Consider the following 17,635-nt stretch of genomic DNA (forward strand, 5'->3'; position numbering starts at 1 on the left):
CAATTACTTTATAAAAAACGGGCATAAGCCCGTTTTTTATCTAATCTTATAACTATTTACAATTCAATATCGTACAACTTTAATTTATTGTATAAAGTTTTTCTATCGATACCCAATATATGAGCTGCTTTTGTTTTGTTGTATTTTGCTTTTTCCAACGCCACACGGATCAACTGCTCTTCATTTGTAGACGAATATAGTTTTAAATCTTCTCGCAGTAAGGTTGCATTTTCATTACCGTTTGCCGACGCAAACACTGGATTATTGACTTCGATATTCTTTAACACATTGTCTTGAAACATTTCTGCAGGCAATACATTTTTCTCGATAAGGTTTGAACTGCTCAAAAGCACCGCACGTTTAATAATATTGCGCATTTCACGAAGGTTACCCGGCCATTCGTAACTTAAAAATACTTCGGTTACCTCATCAGACAATCCTTCTACGTTACGTTCTAATTCAGAATTTGATTGTGCTATAAAGAATTCTGCAAATTCCAACACATCTTTTCCGCGTTCGTTCAATCGAGGTGCCTGAATTGAAAACTCGTTTAATCTATGATATAAATCTTCACGGAAATCGCCTTCACGAACCGCTTTTTGTAAATCTTCATTGGTTGCAGCAATAATTCGGATATCTACATCGACTTCTTTACTGCTTCCCACCGGTTTTACCTTGCGTTCCTGCAAAGCTCTTAATAACTGAACTTGGACATCGTACGTTAAATTTCCAACTTCGTCCAAGAAAATAGTACCGCCGTTAGCTGCTTCAAAATGACCAATCTTATCGGTAACAGCACCAGTAAACGATCCTTTAACGTGACCAAAAAACTCACTTGCCGCCAAATCTTTAGGTATCGCACCGCAATCAACCGCCACGTAAGGCATGTTTTCGCGCTTGCTTAATTTGTGAATTGAATAAGCAATATTTTCTTTCCCCGTTCCACTGTCGCCAATGATAAGAACCGAGATGTTTGTTGGTGCCACCACATTAATAAAATCGTACAATTCTTTTGATTTTGCACTTCTTCCCTTAATAAAATGGCTTCCTGTATAGGCATTTTTTAACGGTCGTGTTTCTTTTTTATCACTTTCAGCAGAAGTATTTACAACAGTAGACGTTTTAACACCTTCGGTAAGCGCTTTGTGAATGGTGTGCAGAATTTCGTCTGAATTAATGGGTTTTGAAACATAGTCAAAAGCACCCATTTTCATTACGTTTACTGCGGTTTTAATATCGGTATAACCCGTCATCAGGATTACCTGAATAGCTGGATTTACTTCTTTAATATACTTTAGTATTTCGATACCGTCGCTGTCGGGCAAACGAACGTCGGTTAAAACAAGATCAAGCTGCTGATCGTTTAAAATTGTAGTAGCTTCTTTAAATGAAAATGCATTAAAAACTTCAAAACCTTTTTTGGTAAGAAACGTTTTCATCATTAAACAAAAAGAAACATCGTCTTCTATTATTAAAATTTTTTTCATTCTAAAGCTCAATAATTCGTATTAGGTCTTAAATAAGGATTTTGGAAAGTTACAAAATAATTATTTAACAACTATATTTTTAACTTAATTTGAATGAAGTGCCAGTATATAACATATTTACACGATTAATAATTTTAACATTTGAATTACCAATGTATGAAACCAGCATAAAAGTTTTAGAAACTAACGAAAAATCCTACATTAAAAAGGATACCCTATGGCAATGTTGAGCATTAAATTATCACGACGCCACTGTCTGTCTTTAAAATTGATTTCGTTGAAAGCCCAGCGATCTCCATCAGGATAATACGGGATACGGAATGGAATAGATAAATCAAGACGAAGTATCAGGATACTGAAATCAAGACGTAATCCCAAACCACCACCAACTGCAATTTCCTTAAGAAAGTCGCCACTTATTTTACCTCCGGGGCGACTTTTTTCTTCATTGAACAACCAAACGTTTCCGGCATCAACAAAAGCTGCTACGTTTAAAAAGCTCACCAATTTTTTACGATACTCTATATTTGCTTCTAACTTGATATCTCCTGCCTGATCATGGAAAAAAGAAGAACCGGATGTACGCGGATCATAACTTCCGGGTCCCAAAGTACGTGCGCGGAATGCACGTATACTGTTACTACCACCCACAAAAAATTGTTTTACAAACGGCATGTAAACCGAATTTCCGTACGGATATGCCACACCTCCAATAAAACGAGTTGCGATTTGCGATGTTTCATCCAGCTTTAAATAATATCTGAAGTCGTGCTCTGTTTTTACATATTGACTGTAAGGAACTCCTAAAATAGTTTTAGCATCAGTAATATTATTAATTGAATCTGTTTTAGCATTTGCGCCCGATATCAATCCCGTTAAATTAGCAGAAAGATCCAGCAACCCCTTGTAATAAAAGGTATGCTTTTTAGGAAGCATGGTATTTGTATAAGTGTAGTTATAAACCGGACCAAAAATCAACTGTTTTTCTGTAACACGCTTTAAAGCAGGATTTTTTATTTTTTCTTCTTCAAATTTAGCTGTTTCGTTTTCCGGCGTTACATACGTAACCTCTATTAGCTTTAAGTCGTGTTCACGCAGGGCATTTTCTTTCCATAAATAACCAAACGACGCATTAAAATTGTGCAACGTGTACAATTGTGTTCGGTTTTGAAATTCGTACCCCAACTCTACCCTTGTTCGCGGTACAAAAGCACTTGAAGATTCAAATTTAAAAGGTGCAATGATTCGCGGCCAGGTTAAGCTGAACTTACTACCTACACGGTAAATATTGTTGGAATCTTTATTGCCGCCCAATTGAAAATCGATCGCCGTATACAAAGTAGCCGCAAAAATTTCGGCTCCCCTTAAAAAGTTCCGGTGACGCCAGTTAAAGTTTACCTCACCACCTACATAACTTGCCGAGTTAGATTTTCCCAAAGTTTCCAAACGCAGCGATTTGAATTCATGAGGAGTAAGATAATAATAAGCATCAAACTTGTTTGCCAAGGAATCGGACAATACAAACTGATTTTTCACAAACTTAAATGTTCCTAGATTTATAAGTCTGCTTAATGTAAGGTTGTGGTTGGATCTGTTGTACAAATCGCCCGATTTAAAATACAATGCACGATCATAAATCTGCGGACGGAATTTTTCCTTCGGATCAATAATATAACTGTTTTCTTTCCACAAAATGGTATCAACATCTGCACGAACCAGTCCCCTTCTGTTTCTTGTATTGCGCAGGTTGTAATCAGAAAAAATATAAATCTTATCAATAGTAAACTGTTTGCGCGCTAGTTCAGGTGTATTGTTTTTGATTTTTACATTCAGGTCTACCTTGTGTTTAACCTCGGTACTGTCGACCTGAATGATCAGATTATCGGGATCAAAATAATAAAAACCGTTTTCTTTTAACGAAGCATCAATACGCTCGCGTTCAGTTTTTATCACATCTAAATTAAAAGGCTCGTTAACCTTTAACAATGTTTTTGCAACCGTTTTATTGATTTCTTTTGATAGAACGGTACTGTCTGTTGGGAACGTAACCTTATTGATAAGATACTGCGTTCGCGGCGATACATTGTATTTTATTTTTACCCTTTTGTTTTTAGGCAGTGTATCGTAACTGGCTGTAATGTTGAAATATCCCCTATTTTCACCGGTATTTTCGATCAGATCCAAATTAAAAGGAATATCCACATCGCTTAAATGCACCGGCTTTTCACCTACCTTGTACTTTAACCAATATTTGAATCCGCTTTCTTTTTTAGGTTCGCTTACTCTGTTATACACATACAATTTAGGACGCAGCCCTAAAAGCGTTGAATTTGGCTTGGGCGTAAGCGATCCTTCCAACTCTTTTTTAAGTTCGTTCTTTTGCGATTTAGATAACGAATCGCTGATGATATTTATTGATGCACCCGTGTACAAATAATCGCCTTTGGGAACAAATTTTGTATTGCTGCAACCTACCAAAAACAGTGCTGTTGCAGCAAAAAATGCTTTATTTAGTTGTTGTGGTAGTCTGCTCATTCTGTATAGTTCTTTGTGTTTTTCTAAATTCTCTGTTACGTTTGCGGCGGCGCAGTAAATCTTTAAATTCGGTATAATCAAGCGTAATTACAAAACCAACGCCTGTTTCTATAATCTGTCCTTGTAAAGCAACCTGATACTCGTTTTTACGGTAAGCTTTCAACATGTATCTGCCGTCTTTAGACAACAAGTATTCTACCTGAATATCACCGGCTATGTTGGTCATTTCCTCGTTCTGACGCTCGGTCCCTTCCAATCCGAAGTTACTGCCCACACTTACTTTTAAACGATCGTTCAATAGTGTTTTAGAAACCCCTACGTTTAAATCGGTTCTGTTTTCTCGGGTTCCTGTACTGTAATCGTCTGAAGATTCCAGATCGAAATTCAACTCGACACCTTCTACCAAATCAGCAGCAAGATTATTCAATTGTTCCGATAACATGCGGCTTACACTTTGACGTGCAACACTTTCGGCAGACATTCCGGTACTGCTTGCAAACGGATTTTCGCCAATGAAACGATTCAATAACAATAATGCAAAAACCTGCTTGTTCATTTCGGATTGTTCGGTTCGCAACTGATCTAATTTCGACTCTACCAAGGTTGTAACCTCTGTTGAAATACCCGGATTGTTTCCATCGATCTCAATATCAAACGTAAGAATCGGCTTCAGCAGTTCTCCCGACATCTTTAAAAAGGTGTTAAACGGAACGCGTTGTTTGAACAGATTTGCCTGATCGTCACCCTGAAGTTGCTGCTGCACCAAATCAAGCGGTGCAGCCTTGGTTTTATAAATTGCCGTAAGGTCTACATTTGCCTTGGTTGGTTCGCCTGTCCATGTAATAGAACTGCCTTTTTGAATTTCGAAACGACGTTTTAAAAGACTTACCGACATTTCATAAGCTCCTTCGTTCACCTCGTATCTACCCACAAGGGTTGTTTTACCTGATGGATCGATACCTCCGGTTAACTGTGCTTCACCCTGAAGTTTTATGAAATCTCCATTTGTTTTATCGATAATGATCGAAAGTTTGGCATCTTTCTTTAATTCGATATTCAAATTAACATCCAAACCTTTCAATGTTTCATCTAATTCGTCTTGTGGATCTTTTAATGTATCGTCTAATGCCAACTGATCCTGATCTACGAATTCAATAATTCCTTCACGTTCTTGCAACGCCGGGCTGGATTGTGGCAATACAAAGGTAAAATCGGTTTTATCGGTTACGGTAATCGTACCATCAATCTTTGGCAGGTTCATATCGCCTTTCACACCAATATTGGCATTGATTGCCATAACACCGTACAGAATCTGATTATCGGTTTTGGTTGAATTTACCACCTTAAAGTCGCGCGCCGAGATATTCAGTCCGAAAGCGAAATCGCGGTACGTTTTGGTTAGAACGTTTCCGTTAATTGTAAGTGCATTACCGTCTGTATCATTAATTTTAAAGGAATTGAATTCGATACCGCGCTGTGTAAACGCAATTTCATCGTTCATACTCTGAAAGGTGGTATTAAGCTGTGTAACGCCAAAACCGGCATCGTTAAACTTTAATTCTCCCAAAATACTCGGATTTGTCGTTGTACCCGAAACTTTTAAATTACCCGATATAAATCCTTTAGCATCGCGCAACTGGTTCATAGAAAAGCCCTGAATGCTGGTCATTTGCAGTGCCTGAATATCAACATTGGCATTAAAACTACCCGCAGCCGTATCGTAACTTCCTTTAAGTGCGAGATTGTTATCAAAACCGCTTAGCTTAACATCGGCATTGTACAAACTTGCCGATTCGTTGGCAACCTGCGCATCAATAGTTCCGATAGCATTACCAAAAACCTTTAAATCTTTCACGTTTAAATCGGCGGTCAGTCGCAAATCGGTCATTAAATCGCGTATCTGTGCTTCGCCATTGATTGTTCCTTCGGCAGGAAGTGAATCTTTACGAACAATCTCGGTTAACGTTTCTATTTTAAAATCCTGAAATTTAATATTAAGTGGTGCGGTTGGTATATCGCCTTCTGAATTCACCAAAATTGAACTTCCGCTGTTGCTTAACTGTAGGTTTTGCGCTACAATTCCCGTAGGATGCACGGTTAATTTGTTATCTGCAGAAACCGTCCAAGGATAGTAATTCAATACCAAACCGTCTTGTTTTAAAGTAAGATCGATGAGATCGTTTGTAGAAGCTACATTTCCGGCAATTTTGTACTGCACTTCATCTTCTTCGTTTTTAACCAACAGGTTGTAATCGATCACATCGTTCTTCACAAAACCATCGAGTACAATATTTGCCAATCTGAACTGTTCGCTATCCAGCTGATTCAGTGTTAAAGCGTAATTAAGACTTTCTTCGTCGTTACCTGCCGAAAGTTTGATATCATTTAGTTTGTAGGCACCGTATTCCAATTGTGGCAAACTACCGTACATGGTAATTTTACGCGTATCGGCATTGTAAGCTCCATACAGATTGATGGTTTGGAACAATGTAAGTTCCGGAACGAATTTACGGATCAGGTCATCGTTTTTGATCTTTCCACGGAAATCAAAAAACTGTGACGGAGTAATTGCAACCGGTTGTGCCGACTGTTTTTGAAAATGATAATACTGATTCACAGTACTTAACAGCGAAGAACTTATTTCGGTTAATTTATATTTTCCGGTGATAGATGCATCTACAATCTGTGAAGTCAGATCGATACTGTTGATGGTGTCGTTACTAACCGCCTTCATACTGATTTCGCTGATCGGATAAATTTCTTCGCCATCAGACAAAACAAAATCCTGCAAAAGCAGTTCGCCGTTCAATGCATCAGGATTCAAGGAAGAAAAATCGGCATTCAGCCTTCCTGCCAATGCCATTGGCGTAGCATAGAAACCCAATTTGTTTAAATCGACCTTGTAAACTGTCCCTTCTGTCTTCACGGTAGGAGCTTCGGCATTGTAAACTCCGCTTGCAACTAAATTCAGCTTTGCATTTTCATCATCGGAATTCAACGTGACATTATAGTTTCCGTTGTTCAAACCGCCTTTTAAGGCAATGCCACGGTAAGAATATCCTTTGAAATCGGCCTGCGTTACAAAAGCCTCGACTTCGGCATTGTTTTTTTCGAAATTAAAGCCCGTACCCTTAACTTTTGCATTGGCAGTTACCACGCCCAGCTCTTTATTTTTAAGCAATTTGCCCACATTGAAAGCAGCAAGTGATGCATTTAAATCGTATCGTTCGGCATTTTTAACTTTTTGATTGAATGTACCTGTAACTTTTGCGTTACCGAAAGAAGTTTGTATACCCATATCGGCATAAATATCATTCAAACTGCCTTTTAATTTACCTGAAAGCGATAGATTTTGTGGAATTTCAATGGTGTTCGGAATACTATTTTTTGGAGCTAATGCCGTAATCAGCTGTTTGTTTGCCGTAAGATCGTTTATTTTAAGGTTCATCCACAAATTATCGGTATCCAACGCATTTTTAATGGTTCCGACAGCATTTACGTTTAAATTACCCAATCCGCTCAACTTAAATTCCTGCACTAAAAGATCGTTGACAATACCTTTAACATTTATAGAAAGGTTAAGTACCGCATTGGGATACTTGTTGAACGGAACAGTATTTTTTAAGTTTGGCGCCAGCCACAGTATGTCTTTAAAACCAATTTTATTATCAGGCAGATTGGCTTCAATTGCTACATTTCCCAGATTGTTTGATAAATCATCGATAGAATTGTATTGCAGTTTTAAACTGCGCTGTAAAAAAGTCTGTGGCGTTTTCAGAGTTAGATTCTCCAAAAAGGTTTCGGTTTCGGTATATTTGAATTTTGTTGATAATTCTTCCAGCACAAAACCGCTGTTTTCGTTAAAGGCAACGTCTTTCAGTTCGCCCGAAACATTGGTTCCAACCAGTTGCACGTTTGTAAGCTTACCATTCAGTTTCTGAATATTAAGGTGGTTTGCATTAAAATTCTTGGTTTTATTTTCGCCTTTTCCGTTGTTGTACACTACGTTTACGTTATCTAAATCTGCCGATTGTAACAACATTTTTATAGGATCTGAAGCCGGAGCAACCGAATCTTTAGCCGTTTCTGCATTTACTGCCTGCGAAGCTTTTGAATCAGGTGTTAACAATACATCGACAAAAGCATCTTTGAATTTTAATGATTTTATGTTGAAGTCGGAATTTGGAAGATCGAGCTTACCAATTTTAGAACTCAATTCTTTAAAAACAATTTTAGCCCGGGTTGCCGAATTTTCATCATCGTACAGCACGTCAAAATCCTGAAGGTTCAAACTGTTGATGCCAATTTTCAAAGGATTGCTCTGCGAAAGCGAATCGACTGTTTCTTCCACGTTTTCAGCAACTTCCTGCAACATTCCCTGGTTAAAGGTCAGTTTTAATCCTTTGGCATCAATGTAATCAACCGCATAATTATTCGTTTCCAGATCAAAAGTCTTCACGATGGTTTTTAAATCGGTCAGCTTTAAGGCGATATCGTTTTTACTGTTTACATCTTTATATGAAACATTCAGATTTTGCAGGCTTATTTTATCAAGATCAATCAAAAAAGGTTTGCTTTCGGTATCTTCTTCCTTGGTAGCAAAAGCATCAATAATATAATTGAAGTTAAATGTACTATCGGCACGCTTAATCACGTTCGCATTCAGTCCGTCCAGCTCTACCGAAGTAAATTCCGCAGTATTATCCAATAACTTTGGAAGATTTAAAGCGATGTTCAAATGGTGTACATACAGCAAAGTATCTACATCCTGCCCTTGCAGAAAAAGATTTTCTATTTCGATTTTATTGGGAAAATGCACATAGATGCGGTCTAAAGCAACTTTAGTCTTGATCTTGTCTTCGAGATAGGTAACCAGCTTGTCTTTCACAAAATTTTGTACAGCAGGAAACTGCAACGAATATATTGCTGCCAGAATGATTACCAATAAAGAGGCTATAGTAATTAAAATATATTTAACTACTTTCCAAATCTTCTTTTTCAAACTCAATTTTTTTTTCTTTTCCTAACAAAAATATTTATAATTAATTGTAAAAGAAAGTATTTTGTAAGTTTATTATTCGTATTTACCTATAAAATAACGAATTATTTAATATTAAGCAGAAGATTATTTGTTAAATATTGTTATAGTAAAACAAAAACCGTTTCTCTTTAGAAACGGTTTTTAATTTATATTACATTAAGTTGTTTTAAACAGTCTTTCATTTGTTCGAAAGTTCGTTTAATATCGTTATCTAAACCTATAGAGAAACGGATCAATCCGTCTGATAATCCCATTTCTTTTTGTTCGTCGGCTGGAATTTCAGATGATGTTGAAGTTCCTGGTGCGCTGAACAATGTTTTGTAAAAACCAAGACTTACTGCCAAATAACCAATGTTACGTTCCTGCATTAATTCCATTACTGCGTTGGCTCTTTCTAATGATCCAACATCAATCGTTAACATTCCGCCAAAACCAAATTCGTTGTTGTACATTGATTTAAAAACCTTGTGTGATGGATGATTTTTTAAACCCGGATAAACCGTTTTAATTCCGATTTCATTAAAACCTTCTGCAAGATACAGCGCGTTTTCACTGTGCTGTTTCATTCGCAAATGCAACGTACGCATATTTTTCAAAATGCTTGCAGATCTAAAACTATCCATTGTAGAACCCAGCAACATACAAGCACCATTGTTTACATTTTTAAGATCGTTAATGAACTCGCTGCTAGCACAAACAACTCCGCCCACCGTATCGCTGCTTCCGTTGATGTATTTTGTTAAACTGTGAATCACAACATCGGCTCCCAGATTTGCCGGCGTAACACTTAAAGGCGAAAACGTATTATCTACCACCACCTTTATATCTTTCGTTTTTCCAATTTTAGAAATCGCGGGAATATCTGCCACTTCCAATAGCGGATTACTTACTGTTTCCAGATAAATAACTTTGGTATTTGGCTTTATAAGTGACTGTATTTTGTTTAAATCGGTAATATCCACAAAATCGATCTGAACACCAAACTGCGGTAAAAAATTCTTTAAAAACGCGTACGTTCCCCCATAGATAGTTCGACTTGCAATGATATGATCGTTTTGTTTGCACAACTGCATCAATGTTGCTGTGATTGCCCCCATCCCCGATGCGGTTACATTTGCCGATTCGGTATTTTCCAATTGTGCCAAAGCGGCACTTAAATATAGGTTTGACGGTGAACTGTGACGGCTGTACAGGTAGCATCCATCGGTATTTCCTTCAAAGGTATCGAACATACTTTTGGCAGAAAGAAAGGTATAGGTAGAAGAATCTGAAATAGACGGATTTACTCCACCAAATTCTCCAAAAAACTGTAAATCTTGAATTTTATCGGCTGGTTTAAACATGTTTTTATAACATAATTGATTAATAATTAAAAATACATTATCACTTTCATATCGTCAAAAAAAATATAATATATTAGATAATAAATCTATAAAATAATTATATTTGATTATTATTTAACTAATATTTTTACATATCGACTAAAAAATGAAACATGAAATTAGATCCTACAGACTATAAGATTATTGAGCTTTTGCAACAGAACTGTAAGCAAACAACAAAAGAAATGGCAGACCAACTAGGTCTTTCGACAACAGCGGTTTATGAACGTATAAAAAAATTGGAGAAACAAAATATCATAACCGATTATGTTGCCATTGTTAATAAGGATAAAATAAACCGGAGTTTTATGGCGATTGCGCACATAAAGATAAAATCGCATTCTAAAGACGCTATTTTAAGGTTCGAAAAAAAGGTGGATCAGATTCCTGAAGTTTTAGAATGTTTTCACGTGAGCGGTGAATACGATTACATTTTGAAAATCGGTGTACAGGATATGGAGGCTTATCGCGAGTTTATGTTATCGAAACTTACCACAATGGAAGAAGTTCAAAGCACACACAGTATGTTTGTAATTAAAGAGGTTAAAAACACGAAAACCTACAGTGTTTTGTAGTAAATAATATTACTTATTGTTCCAAGGGTGGAATTTTTCTACTTCTTGTTTTAATTTCTGTTTATCTAAATGCAGATACACTTCGGTAGTTGTGATAGATTCGTGCCCCAACATAAGTTGAATAGAACGCAGATCTGCTCCATTTTCAAGCAAATGTGTAGCAAAAGAATGACGCAACGTGTGCGGACTTACATTTTTAGTGAGTCCGGCAATTTTGGTAAGATCCTTTAATATGGTAAAAATCATTGCCCGGGTTAATTGTGCGCCTCTACGATTTAAAAACAAAATATCTTCAGCTTGTATCTTTTTCAAATGTGAACGACTTTGCTGTATATAGTTGTTGATTTTTTTCACAGCAGAAGATGCTATGGGAACAAAACGCTGTTTTGAGCCTTTACCCAGAACCTTTATAAAACCTTCATCAAAATACAGATCAGAGAGTTTTAAGCCTATTACTTCAGATACTCGCAAGCCACACGAATACATTGTTTCGATAATTGCATCGTTCCGTACACCTTCATCTTTAGTAAAATCGATTAAACTTTGCAGTAAATCAATTTCATCAACCGAAAGAACAACGGGTAATTTCCGAGTTTGCCGGGGTAATTCTATAAAAGTAACCGGATTGTTGTGTATTGCATTCTGTAAAATAAGAAAATTATAAAAATGATTCAAACTTGAAAGTATGCGTGCTTGAGTTGAAGCTGCAAGAAAATCGGCAACGAAATAGATAAAATTTCTAATATCGCTTTCTTCAACATGCAACATATCCACATCTGAACCCAAAAACTGTTGCAGCTTTTCCAGATCGTACAGATAATTTACAAGCGTATTTTCTGCAACTCCACGTTCTAACTTTAAATAATAGGTAAACTGTTCAATATAATTGTCCATAAAAAAACCACCATTAAATGGTGGTTTAAAAATACTATATTCTAAATTACTAATCAAATTTATAACCGATACCAACCTGTATCACATTATTTTTAATTGCATCGCCCGAACTGGTGTTGTTTCTGATATCAGATAATCCCAAATTGTAGCGCGCATTTACAAACATACCAACAGGTAAATCGTAAGCTAAACCAAATCCTAAACCAAAATCGGTAGATTTAAAGTCATCTTTGGTATCATCTTTAATCGAACTGTTTCCGCTTTCAATTTTTGCTTCAGATTTCACTAAAAATCCAACTTGTGGTCCTGCTTCAACAGAAAAACCGTCAACAATATAATACTTCGCCAAAATAGGAATATTGATATAATCGTTATTCCAAGTTGTTTTCACATCACCTAAGACGGGTACTGTGGTCGTATTTTTTGTTCCTTGTGCCGAATAAACAACTTCGGGCTGAATAGAGAACTTTTCGTTGAACTTAATTTCTGCAACAGCACCTACGTGAAAACCTGTTTTCATTTCGCTATTGTCTACTCCAGATAAATTTGCAAAGTTTACCCCTGCCTTTGGACCGAATTTTAACTGTTGTTGTGCGAATGCAGCTGTACATGTACCCAATACAAATGCTGCTAAAATTACTTTTTTCATAATACTTTCTATTTTTAAAAAGTATCATACCAAAAGTGTGCCAAATTAAAATTTATATCCTAACGAAAGTTGAACCGATGTATTAGTCATTGGTGCAAACTTTAAATTGTTATTCATATAATCAAGTTCTCGCTGCAATTCTGGACCTGCATCAGGAATAGTGAATTTTTGGTAGTCGTTGTCCTTTTTGTAAATATCTTGTAAGCCCATATAGTAACGAAAGTTAATAAACATTCCGCTTTCCATATAATATGAAAAACCACCTGTAATACCATAATCCATTTTTTCATAAAAATCATCTGGATCTTTGCTACGGTAACCTGCTTCAAAAACTGCTTTATCTAATTGTGAATATGATGCTACATATCGTGGATCTGTTAAATACAGATATTCACGTGCGGTATTGTATTTGTTAGCATCGAACTGCCCCGTTGCATCTAACATATAACCAATCTGTCCACCAAATTCAAGAGAAAAATTCTTACTTGGGTAATATTTAAATGTAAGTGGTAAGTACATATAGTGCATGGTAACGTTTTCTAATTTCTTAGTTTCAATTACTTTATCTGTAAGCATATCTATTTGATCGTACTCTGCACCTTTATATCCTTGTACGGAATATTGTAGTTCTGCCTGAAGAGCAAACTTTTTATAGAAAGATAAAGGAATCTCTATTGTTCCACCAATCTGCAACCCTGGCTTAAAATCTTGGGTGTTACCGCCTGTAAGTTTAGACATGTTTCCACCAACCTTTATACCGGTTTCAATTAAATTTCTGTGATTGCGTTGTGCGAAACTATTTGTTGTTAACAGTCCTAAAAAAGCGATTGACAGTAATATTTTCTTCATTAGTTTAGCTTTAAAAATATTTTAAGCCTTAAAGATATAAAAAAAGCCTTTCAAAAATGAAAGGCTCTTAAAATTTTATTAAAATTATTTTAAATTTCTTACAATTTAAATGTTAAACCGAATGTTGCAGCATCAAAAAAGTTATTAAAGTTGTTGATGTTAGCATAGAAATCAGTTGTAGCTTTTGAATTAGGGGCATCAGATTTTCCTGAATTAAATCCAATCAAGTTACTTAAAGCAAAGTTTACAGCAATTTTAGGCGTTACAAAGTAATTAAAACCTAAAGTTGCATTTACACCAAAATCGTTATACTTAGGTAATTCTCTATTAACTGTTACATCATCTGTTACAGTGATTGTTTCTCTTTTAGAAGAATCATAGCCAATTCCTAACTCAGCATAAGGTTGAAATCTTTTCATGTCTGCAATATAGTAACGACCAAATATTTCAAAACCAACAGTACTAAATCTTTCTTCTTCGTAATTGCCATTCACATCATTATAGTCTTCTACGTTAGAAGCACCTATGTTTAAACCTAAACCTACAGCAAATTTATCTGTTACAAAATAACCCGCTTTAGGTGTAAAGTTAAAGTTAGATCTTTTTATAGTTTCTGCTCTGTCATCTTGCGTGTTCGCTTGTAAACTACCTTCCAATAAAATGTCTCCTTGGTTAAAACCAAATGTTTGCTCTTGTGCTTGTGCAGCAGCTCCCGTTGCCAACACAGCTAATGATAATAAAATCTTTTTCATTTTCTTTTTATTTTTTTGTAGATCAAATTTACGAAATCAATAATTTACAGACCTATTATTTTAACAATTATTTAAAACAAAGATGTTAATTTCTTAAAGAAATCAATTGTTGATAATTGCAACGGATTAAACCTTAAACCTTTACAAAACAATAAACCTACCATTGCAACCATTAATATTTTTTTGATACTTTTACGTTAAAATTTAACACCTCAACTAATGAAAATAGCCATTATAAACGGACCAAACTTGAATTTGTTAGGAAAAAGAGAGCCTGAAGTATATGGCAACGAGACTTTTGAAGCATATTTTGAATTATTACAAAAGGAATTTAAAACAATCGATCTGATTTACTTTCAAAGCAATCATGAAGGTGACCTTATTGATAAAATTCACGAAGTAGGATTTGATTTTGACGGTATTGTTTTAAATGCAGGTGCTTACACCCATACTTCTATTGCTATTGCAGATGCTGTTAGCGCTGTTGAAACTCCCGTTATAGAAGTACATATAAGTAATGTGTTTAAAAGAGAACAATTCAGACATCAATCTTACATTTCGCCCGTTGCAAAAGGAACTATCGGCGGTTTCGGTTTACAATCGTATAAACTGGCGATATCCTATTTCCTTAACAAATAGCCAGCTTTTGTTTTTTTAACATATTTTTTTATTTTTGCAATTGATTGTTGGAGACCAGAAACCATTAAAAACGGAGCGATGCCGAAAAGCTATATGAGTAGGATACTGAAAAAAACATAATAATGGATACACAAAAAGTTGATATGTTCATAATGACTAACAGTAAATTCTTTGAAAGTCATCAACTGGGATATATCAAAGAAGAACTTTTAAAATTAGATGATTCTAAATGGACAATGGTTCAAATGCAACAATTTAAAGATCCAACAACCAGCCTTATTGTTTCATTAGTGGGCGGAGGATCTTTAGGAATTGATAGATTTATGATTGGCGATACTGGTATTGGCGTTGGTAAACTGTTAACTTGTGGTGGTCTTGGCATTTGGACAATAATTGATTTCTTTTTGATTATGGGTGCTACTAGAGAAAAAAACATGGAAAAACTTCAGCAAGTTTTCATGAATGCATATTAAAAAAAATAAGTTTTATTTTTTCTTAATTATAGCCTGCTTTGCGGGCTATATTTGGCTTTTTTACAATATAAACGCAGTTTCAAATACAAATTCGGGTATAGAAATCTGTCCATTTAAAAGAGTAACAACCTTACCTTGCCCATCCTGCGGATCAACCAGATCAGTAATTGCTTTAATAAGTGGAGATCTTCAAAAAGCATTATTAATAAATCCGTTAGGATTTTTAATTGCTGCGGTATTGCTTGTGCTTCCTTTTTGGTTATTGTATGATTTAATCTTAAAGAAAGAAACTTTTTTAAAGTTTTATAAAGATGCGGAACGATTTTTAAGAAAACCTAAAATAGCATTCTTATTCGTTTCGTTAGTTTTGATTAATTGGATTTGGAACATTATAAAGGATTTATGATTTTAAAAAGAGAATTCCCCTATACACCCGGTGAACATGAAGCCGAAAAAGCTTCAAACAGTTATTTAATGTCATTAGTAGCATTCGTTGCGGGGTTGCCATTCCCTATCATCAATTTAATTGCATCGGTAGTTTTTTATTTCAGCAATATAAAAGGAACTTATTTTGTTCGTTGGCATTGCATGCAGGCATTGCTTTCGCAATTTGTTGTATTCCTTATTAATAACATAGGTTTTTGGTGGACAATTTCCTTAATCTATAATAAAACCGGTGTAAATACTTATTTTGCAGTTTACATTTCTTTTGTTTTGATCTTTAACATTATAGAATTTGTTGCTACCATATATTCTGCAATTGAAACCCGAAAAGGAATACATATAGAATGGTGGGGTTACAATAAGTTAACCGATCGATTTTGTAAGCCTTAAATAAAAAAACTCCCAAATAAAATATTATTTGGGAGTCTTACTTTTAATATGCTTTTGCAAACATTACTCTTTTTGTAGAAGGTTTGCCTGTAAGTACACAAACACCATCTTCATCTGGTTGATCCATTGGAATACAGCGAATGGTTGCTTTTGTCAAATCTTTTATTTTTTCTTCGGTTTCTGGAGTTCCGTCCCAATGTGCCAATAAAAATCCGCCTCTGGTTTCCAAAACTTCTTTAAATTCTTCGAACGAATTTACTTGGGTAGTATGTTCTGCACGGTGATTAATTGCTTTTGTGAATAAATTTTCCTGAATATCATTTAATAGATTTTCAATATGATCAATCACAACGCTTTCTGCAACTACTTCTTTCGATAACAAATCGCGACGAGCTACTTCAAACGTTCCGTTTTCCAAATCTTTCGGACCAATGGCAATTCGCACCGGTACACCTTTCAACTCCCACTCGGCAAATTTAAAACCAGGTTTTTGGGTATCACGATCGTCGTATTTTACAGAAATTCCTTTCTTTTTAAACTCCGCAATCAATTCATCGGCTTTGTTTCCAATCTGTTGTAACTGTTCTTCATTTTTATAAATAGGAACAATCACTACCTGTATCGGAGCTAATTTTGGAGGAAGCACTAATCCGTTATCATCAGAATGCGTCATAATCAACGCACCCATTAATCGAGTTGAAACACCCCATGAGGTAGCCCAAACGTATTCTTGCCTACCTTCTTTATTGGTAAATTTTACATCGAATGCTTTTGCAAAATTCTGACCTAAAAAGTGCGATGTTCCTGCCTGTAACGCCTTACCATCTTGCATTAAAGCTTCAATAGTATAGGTCTCATCGGCACCGGCAAAACGCTCGGTTTCGGTTTTATATCCTTTAACAACAGGTATCGCCATGATGTTTTCAACCACATCAACATACACATCCTGCATTTGTTTAGCTTCTGTAATAGCTTCTGTTTTAGTAGCATGCGCCGTGTGTCCTTCCTGCCATAAAAATTCGGCAGTACGCAAGAACAAACGCGTACGCATTTCCCAACGCACCACATTTGCCCATTGGTTAATTAAAATCGGCAGGTCTCGATATGATTGGATCCAACCTTTATATGTACTCCAAATAATTGCTTCGGATGTTGGGCGAACGATTAATTCTTCTTCCAATTTTGCATCGGGATCAACCATTAATTTTCCCGGATTGTCAGGATCGTTCTTTAAACGGTAATGTGTTACAATGGCACATTCTTTTGCAAAACCTTCGGCATTTTTTTCTTCAGCTTCGAACAAACTTTTCGGTACAAACAAAGGGAAATACGCATTGCTGTGACCTGTTTCCTTAAAACGACGGTCTAATTCTCCTTGTAATTTTTCCCAAATGGCGTATCCGTAAGGTTTGATAACCATACAGCCACGAACTCCTGAATTTTCAGCCAAATCGGCTTTTACAACCAGTTCGTTATACCATTTTGAATAATCTTCCGATCTTGTAGTTAAATTCTTACTCATTTT

General features: G+C 35.7%; 14 protein-coding genes. 5 read left to right on the plus strand and 9 right to left on the minus strand.

Translation table 11 applies throughout. The annotated features are described in order from the left end of the window. Window positions 1-56: 56 nt before the first annotated feature. The 4 genes from F0460_RS05465 to F0460_RS05480 all read right to left on the minus strand — a co-directional run bounded on the left by F0460_RS05465 (window position 57) and on the right by F0460_RS05480 (window position 10,406). Entirely contained in the window at window positions 57-1,487 is a 1,431-nt protein-coding gene (locus tag F0460_RS05465) for a sigma-54-dependent transcriptional regulator (RefSeq protein WP_150011065.1), read from the minus strand. A 201-nt stretch (window positions 1,488-1,688) separates the two neighbouring features. Continuing rightward, window positions 1,689-4,022 (minus strand): translocation and assembly module lipoprotein TamL, encoded by a 2,334-nt coding sequence (tamL, locus tag F0460_RS05470; RefSeq protein ID WP_150011067.1) that lies wholly within the window; start codon window positions 4,020-4,022, stop codon window positions 1,689-1,691. Then, entirely contained in the window at window positions 3,994-9,024 is a 5,031-nt protein-coding gene (locus F0460_RS05475; RefSeq protein ID WP_223810770.1) for a translocation/assembly module TamB domain-containing protein, read from the minus strand. Before F0460_RS05475 ends, tamL begins: the two co-directional genes overlap by 29 nt. 185 nt (window positions 9,025-9,209) lie before the next feature. Continuing rightward, the gene (locus tag F0460_RS05480; protein ID WP_150011069.1) at window positions 9,210-10,406 is read right to left on the minus strand and encodes an aminotransferase class I/II-fold pyridoxal phosphate-dependent enzyme; all 1,197 of its coding nucleotides are present in this window, start codon (window positions 10,404-10,406) and stop codon (window positions 9,210-9,212) included. A 152-nt stretch (window positions 10,407-10,558) separates the two neighbouring features. Between F0460_RS05480 and F0460_RS05485 the strand changes: the two genes are divergently transcribed. Next, entirely contained in the window at window positions 10,559-11,020 is a 462-nt protein-coding gene (locus F0460_RS05485) for an Lrp/AsnC family transcriptional regulator (protein WP_150011071.1), read from the plus strand. Between the two features lie 9 nt (window positions 11,021-11,029). On the opposite strand, the gene F0460_RS05490 is transcribed toward F0460_RS05485, so the two are convergent. From F0460_RS05490 to F0460_RS05505, 4 genes are all read right to left on the minus strand, one after another. Beyond that, window positions 11,030-11,971, minus strand: a complete 942-nt coding sequence (locus tag F0460_RS05490; protein WP_397361833.1) for a site-specific tyrosine recombinase — start codon at window positions 11,969-11,971, stop codon at window positions 11,030-11,032. Beyond that, the gene (locus F0460_RS05495) at window positions 11,964-12,563 is read right to left on the minus strand and encodes a porin family protein (protein WP_150011075.1); all 600 of its coding nucleotides are present in this window, start codon (window positions 12,561-12,563) and stop codon (window positions 11,964-11,966) included. The genes F0460_RS05490 and F0460_RS05495 overlap by 8 nt, the downstream gene beginning before the upstream one ends. A gap of 45 nt (window positions 12,564-12,608) precedes the next feature. Beyond that, complete coding sequence (locus F0460_RS05500; protein ID WP_150011077.1) at window positions 12,609-13,412, minus strand: porin family protein; 804 nt, start codon at window positions 13,410-13,412, stop codon at window positions 12,609-12,611. A gap of 98 nt (window positions 13,413-13,510) precedes the next feature. After that, complete coding sequence (locus F0460_RS05505; RefSeq protein ID WP_150011079.1) at window positions 13,511-14,164, minus strand: outer membrane beta-barrel protein; 654 nt, start codon at window positions 14,162-14,164, stop codon at window positions 13,511-13,513. A gap of 219 nt (window positions 14,165-14,383) precedes the next feature. On the opposite strand from F0460_RS05505, the gene aroQ reads away from it, so the two are divergent. From aroQ to F0460_RS05525, 4 genes are all read left to right on the plus strand, one after another. After that, a complete protein-coding gene (aroQ, locus tag F0460_RS05510) occupies window positions 14,384-14,803 on the plus strand; it encodes a type II 3-dehydroquinate dehydratase (protein ID WP_150011081.1) in 420 nt (139 codons plus the stop codon). 122 nt (window positions 14,804-14,925) lie between these two features. Then, a complete protein-coding gene (locus F0460_RS05515; RefSeq protein ID WP_150011083.1) occupies window positions 14,926-15,276 on the plus strand; it encodes a TM2 domain-containing protein in 351 nt (116 codons plus the stop codon). Continuing rightward, on the plus strand, window positions 15,266-15,682 hold the full coding sequence (locus tag F0460_RS05520) for a DUF2752 domain-containing protein (protein WP_223810771.1): 417 nt from the start codon (window positions 15,266-15,268) through the stop codon (window positions 15,680-15,682). Before F0460_RS05515 ends, F0460_RS05520 begins: the two co-directional genes overlap by 11 nt. Then, window positions 15,679-16,110, plus strand: coding sequence for a hypothetical protein (locus tag F0460_RS05525; protein WP_150011085.1), 432 nt, complete (start codon window positions 15,679-15,681; stop codon window positions 16,108-16,110). Before F0460_RS05520 ends, F0460_RS05525 begins: the two co-directional genes overlap by 4 nt. A 43-nt stretch (window positions 16,111-16,153) precedes the next feature. Here F0460_RS05525 and proS read toward each other — a convergent pair whose 3' ends face one another. After that, complete coding sequence (gene proS, locus F0460_RS05530; RefSeq protein WP_150011087.1) at window positions 16,154-17,632, minus strand: proline--tRNA ligase; 1,479 nt, start codon at window positions 17,630-17,632, stop codon at window positions 16,154-16,156. Window positions 17,633-17,635: the final 3 nt, after the last annotated feature.

The organism is Paenimyroides baculatum (assembly GCF_008629655.1).
Lineage (GTDB): Bacteria > Bacteroidota > Bacteroidia > Flavobacteriales > Flavobacteriaceae > Flavobacterium > Flavobacterium baculatum.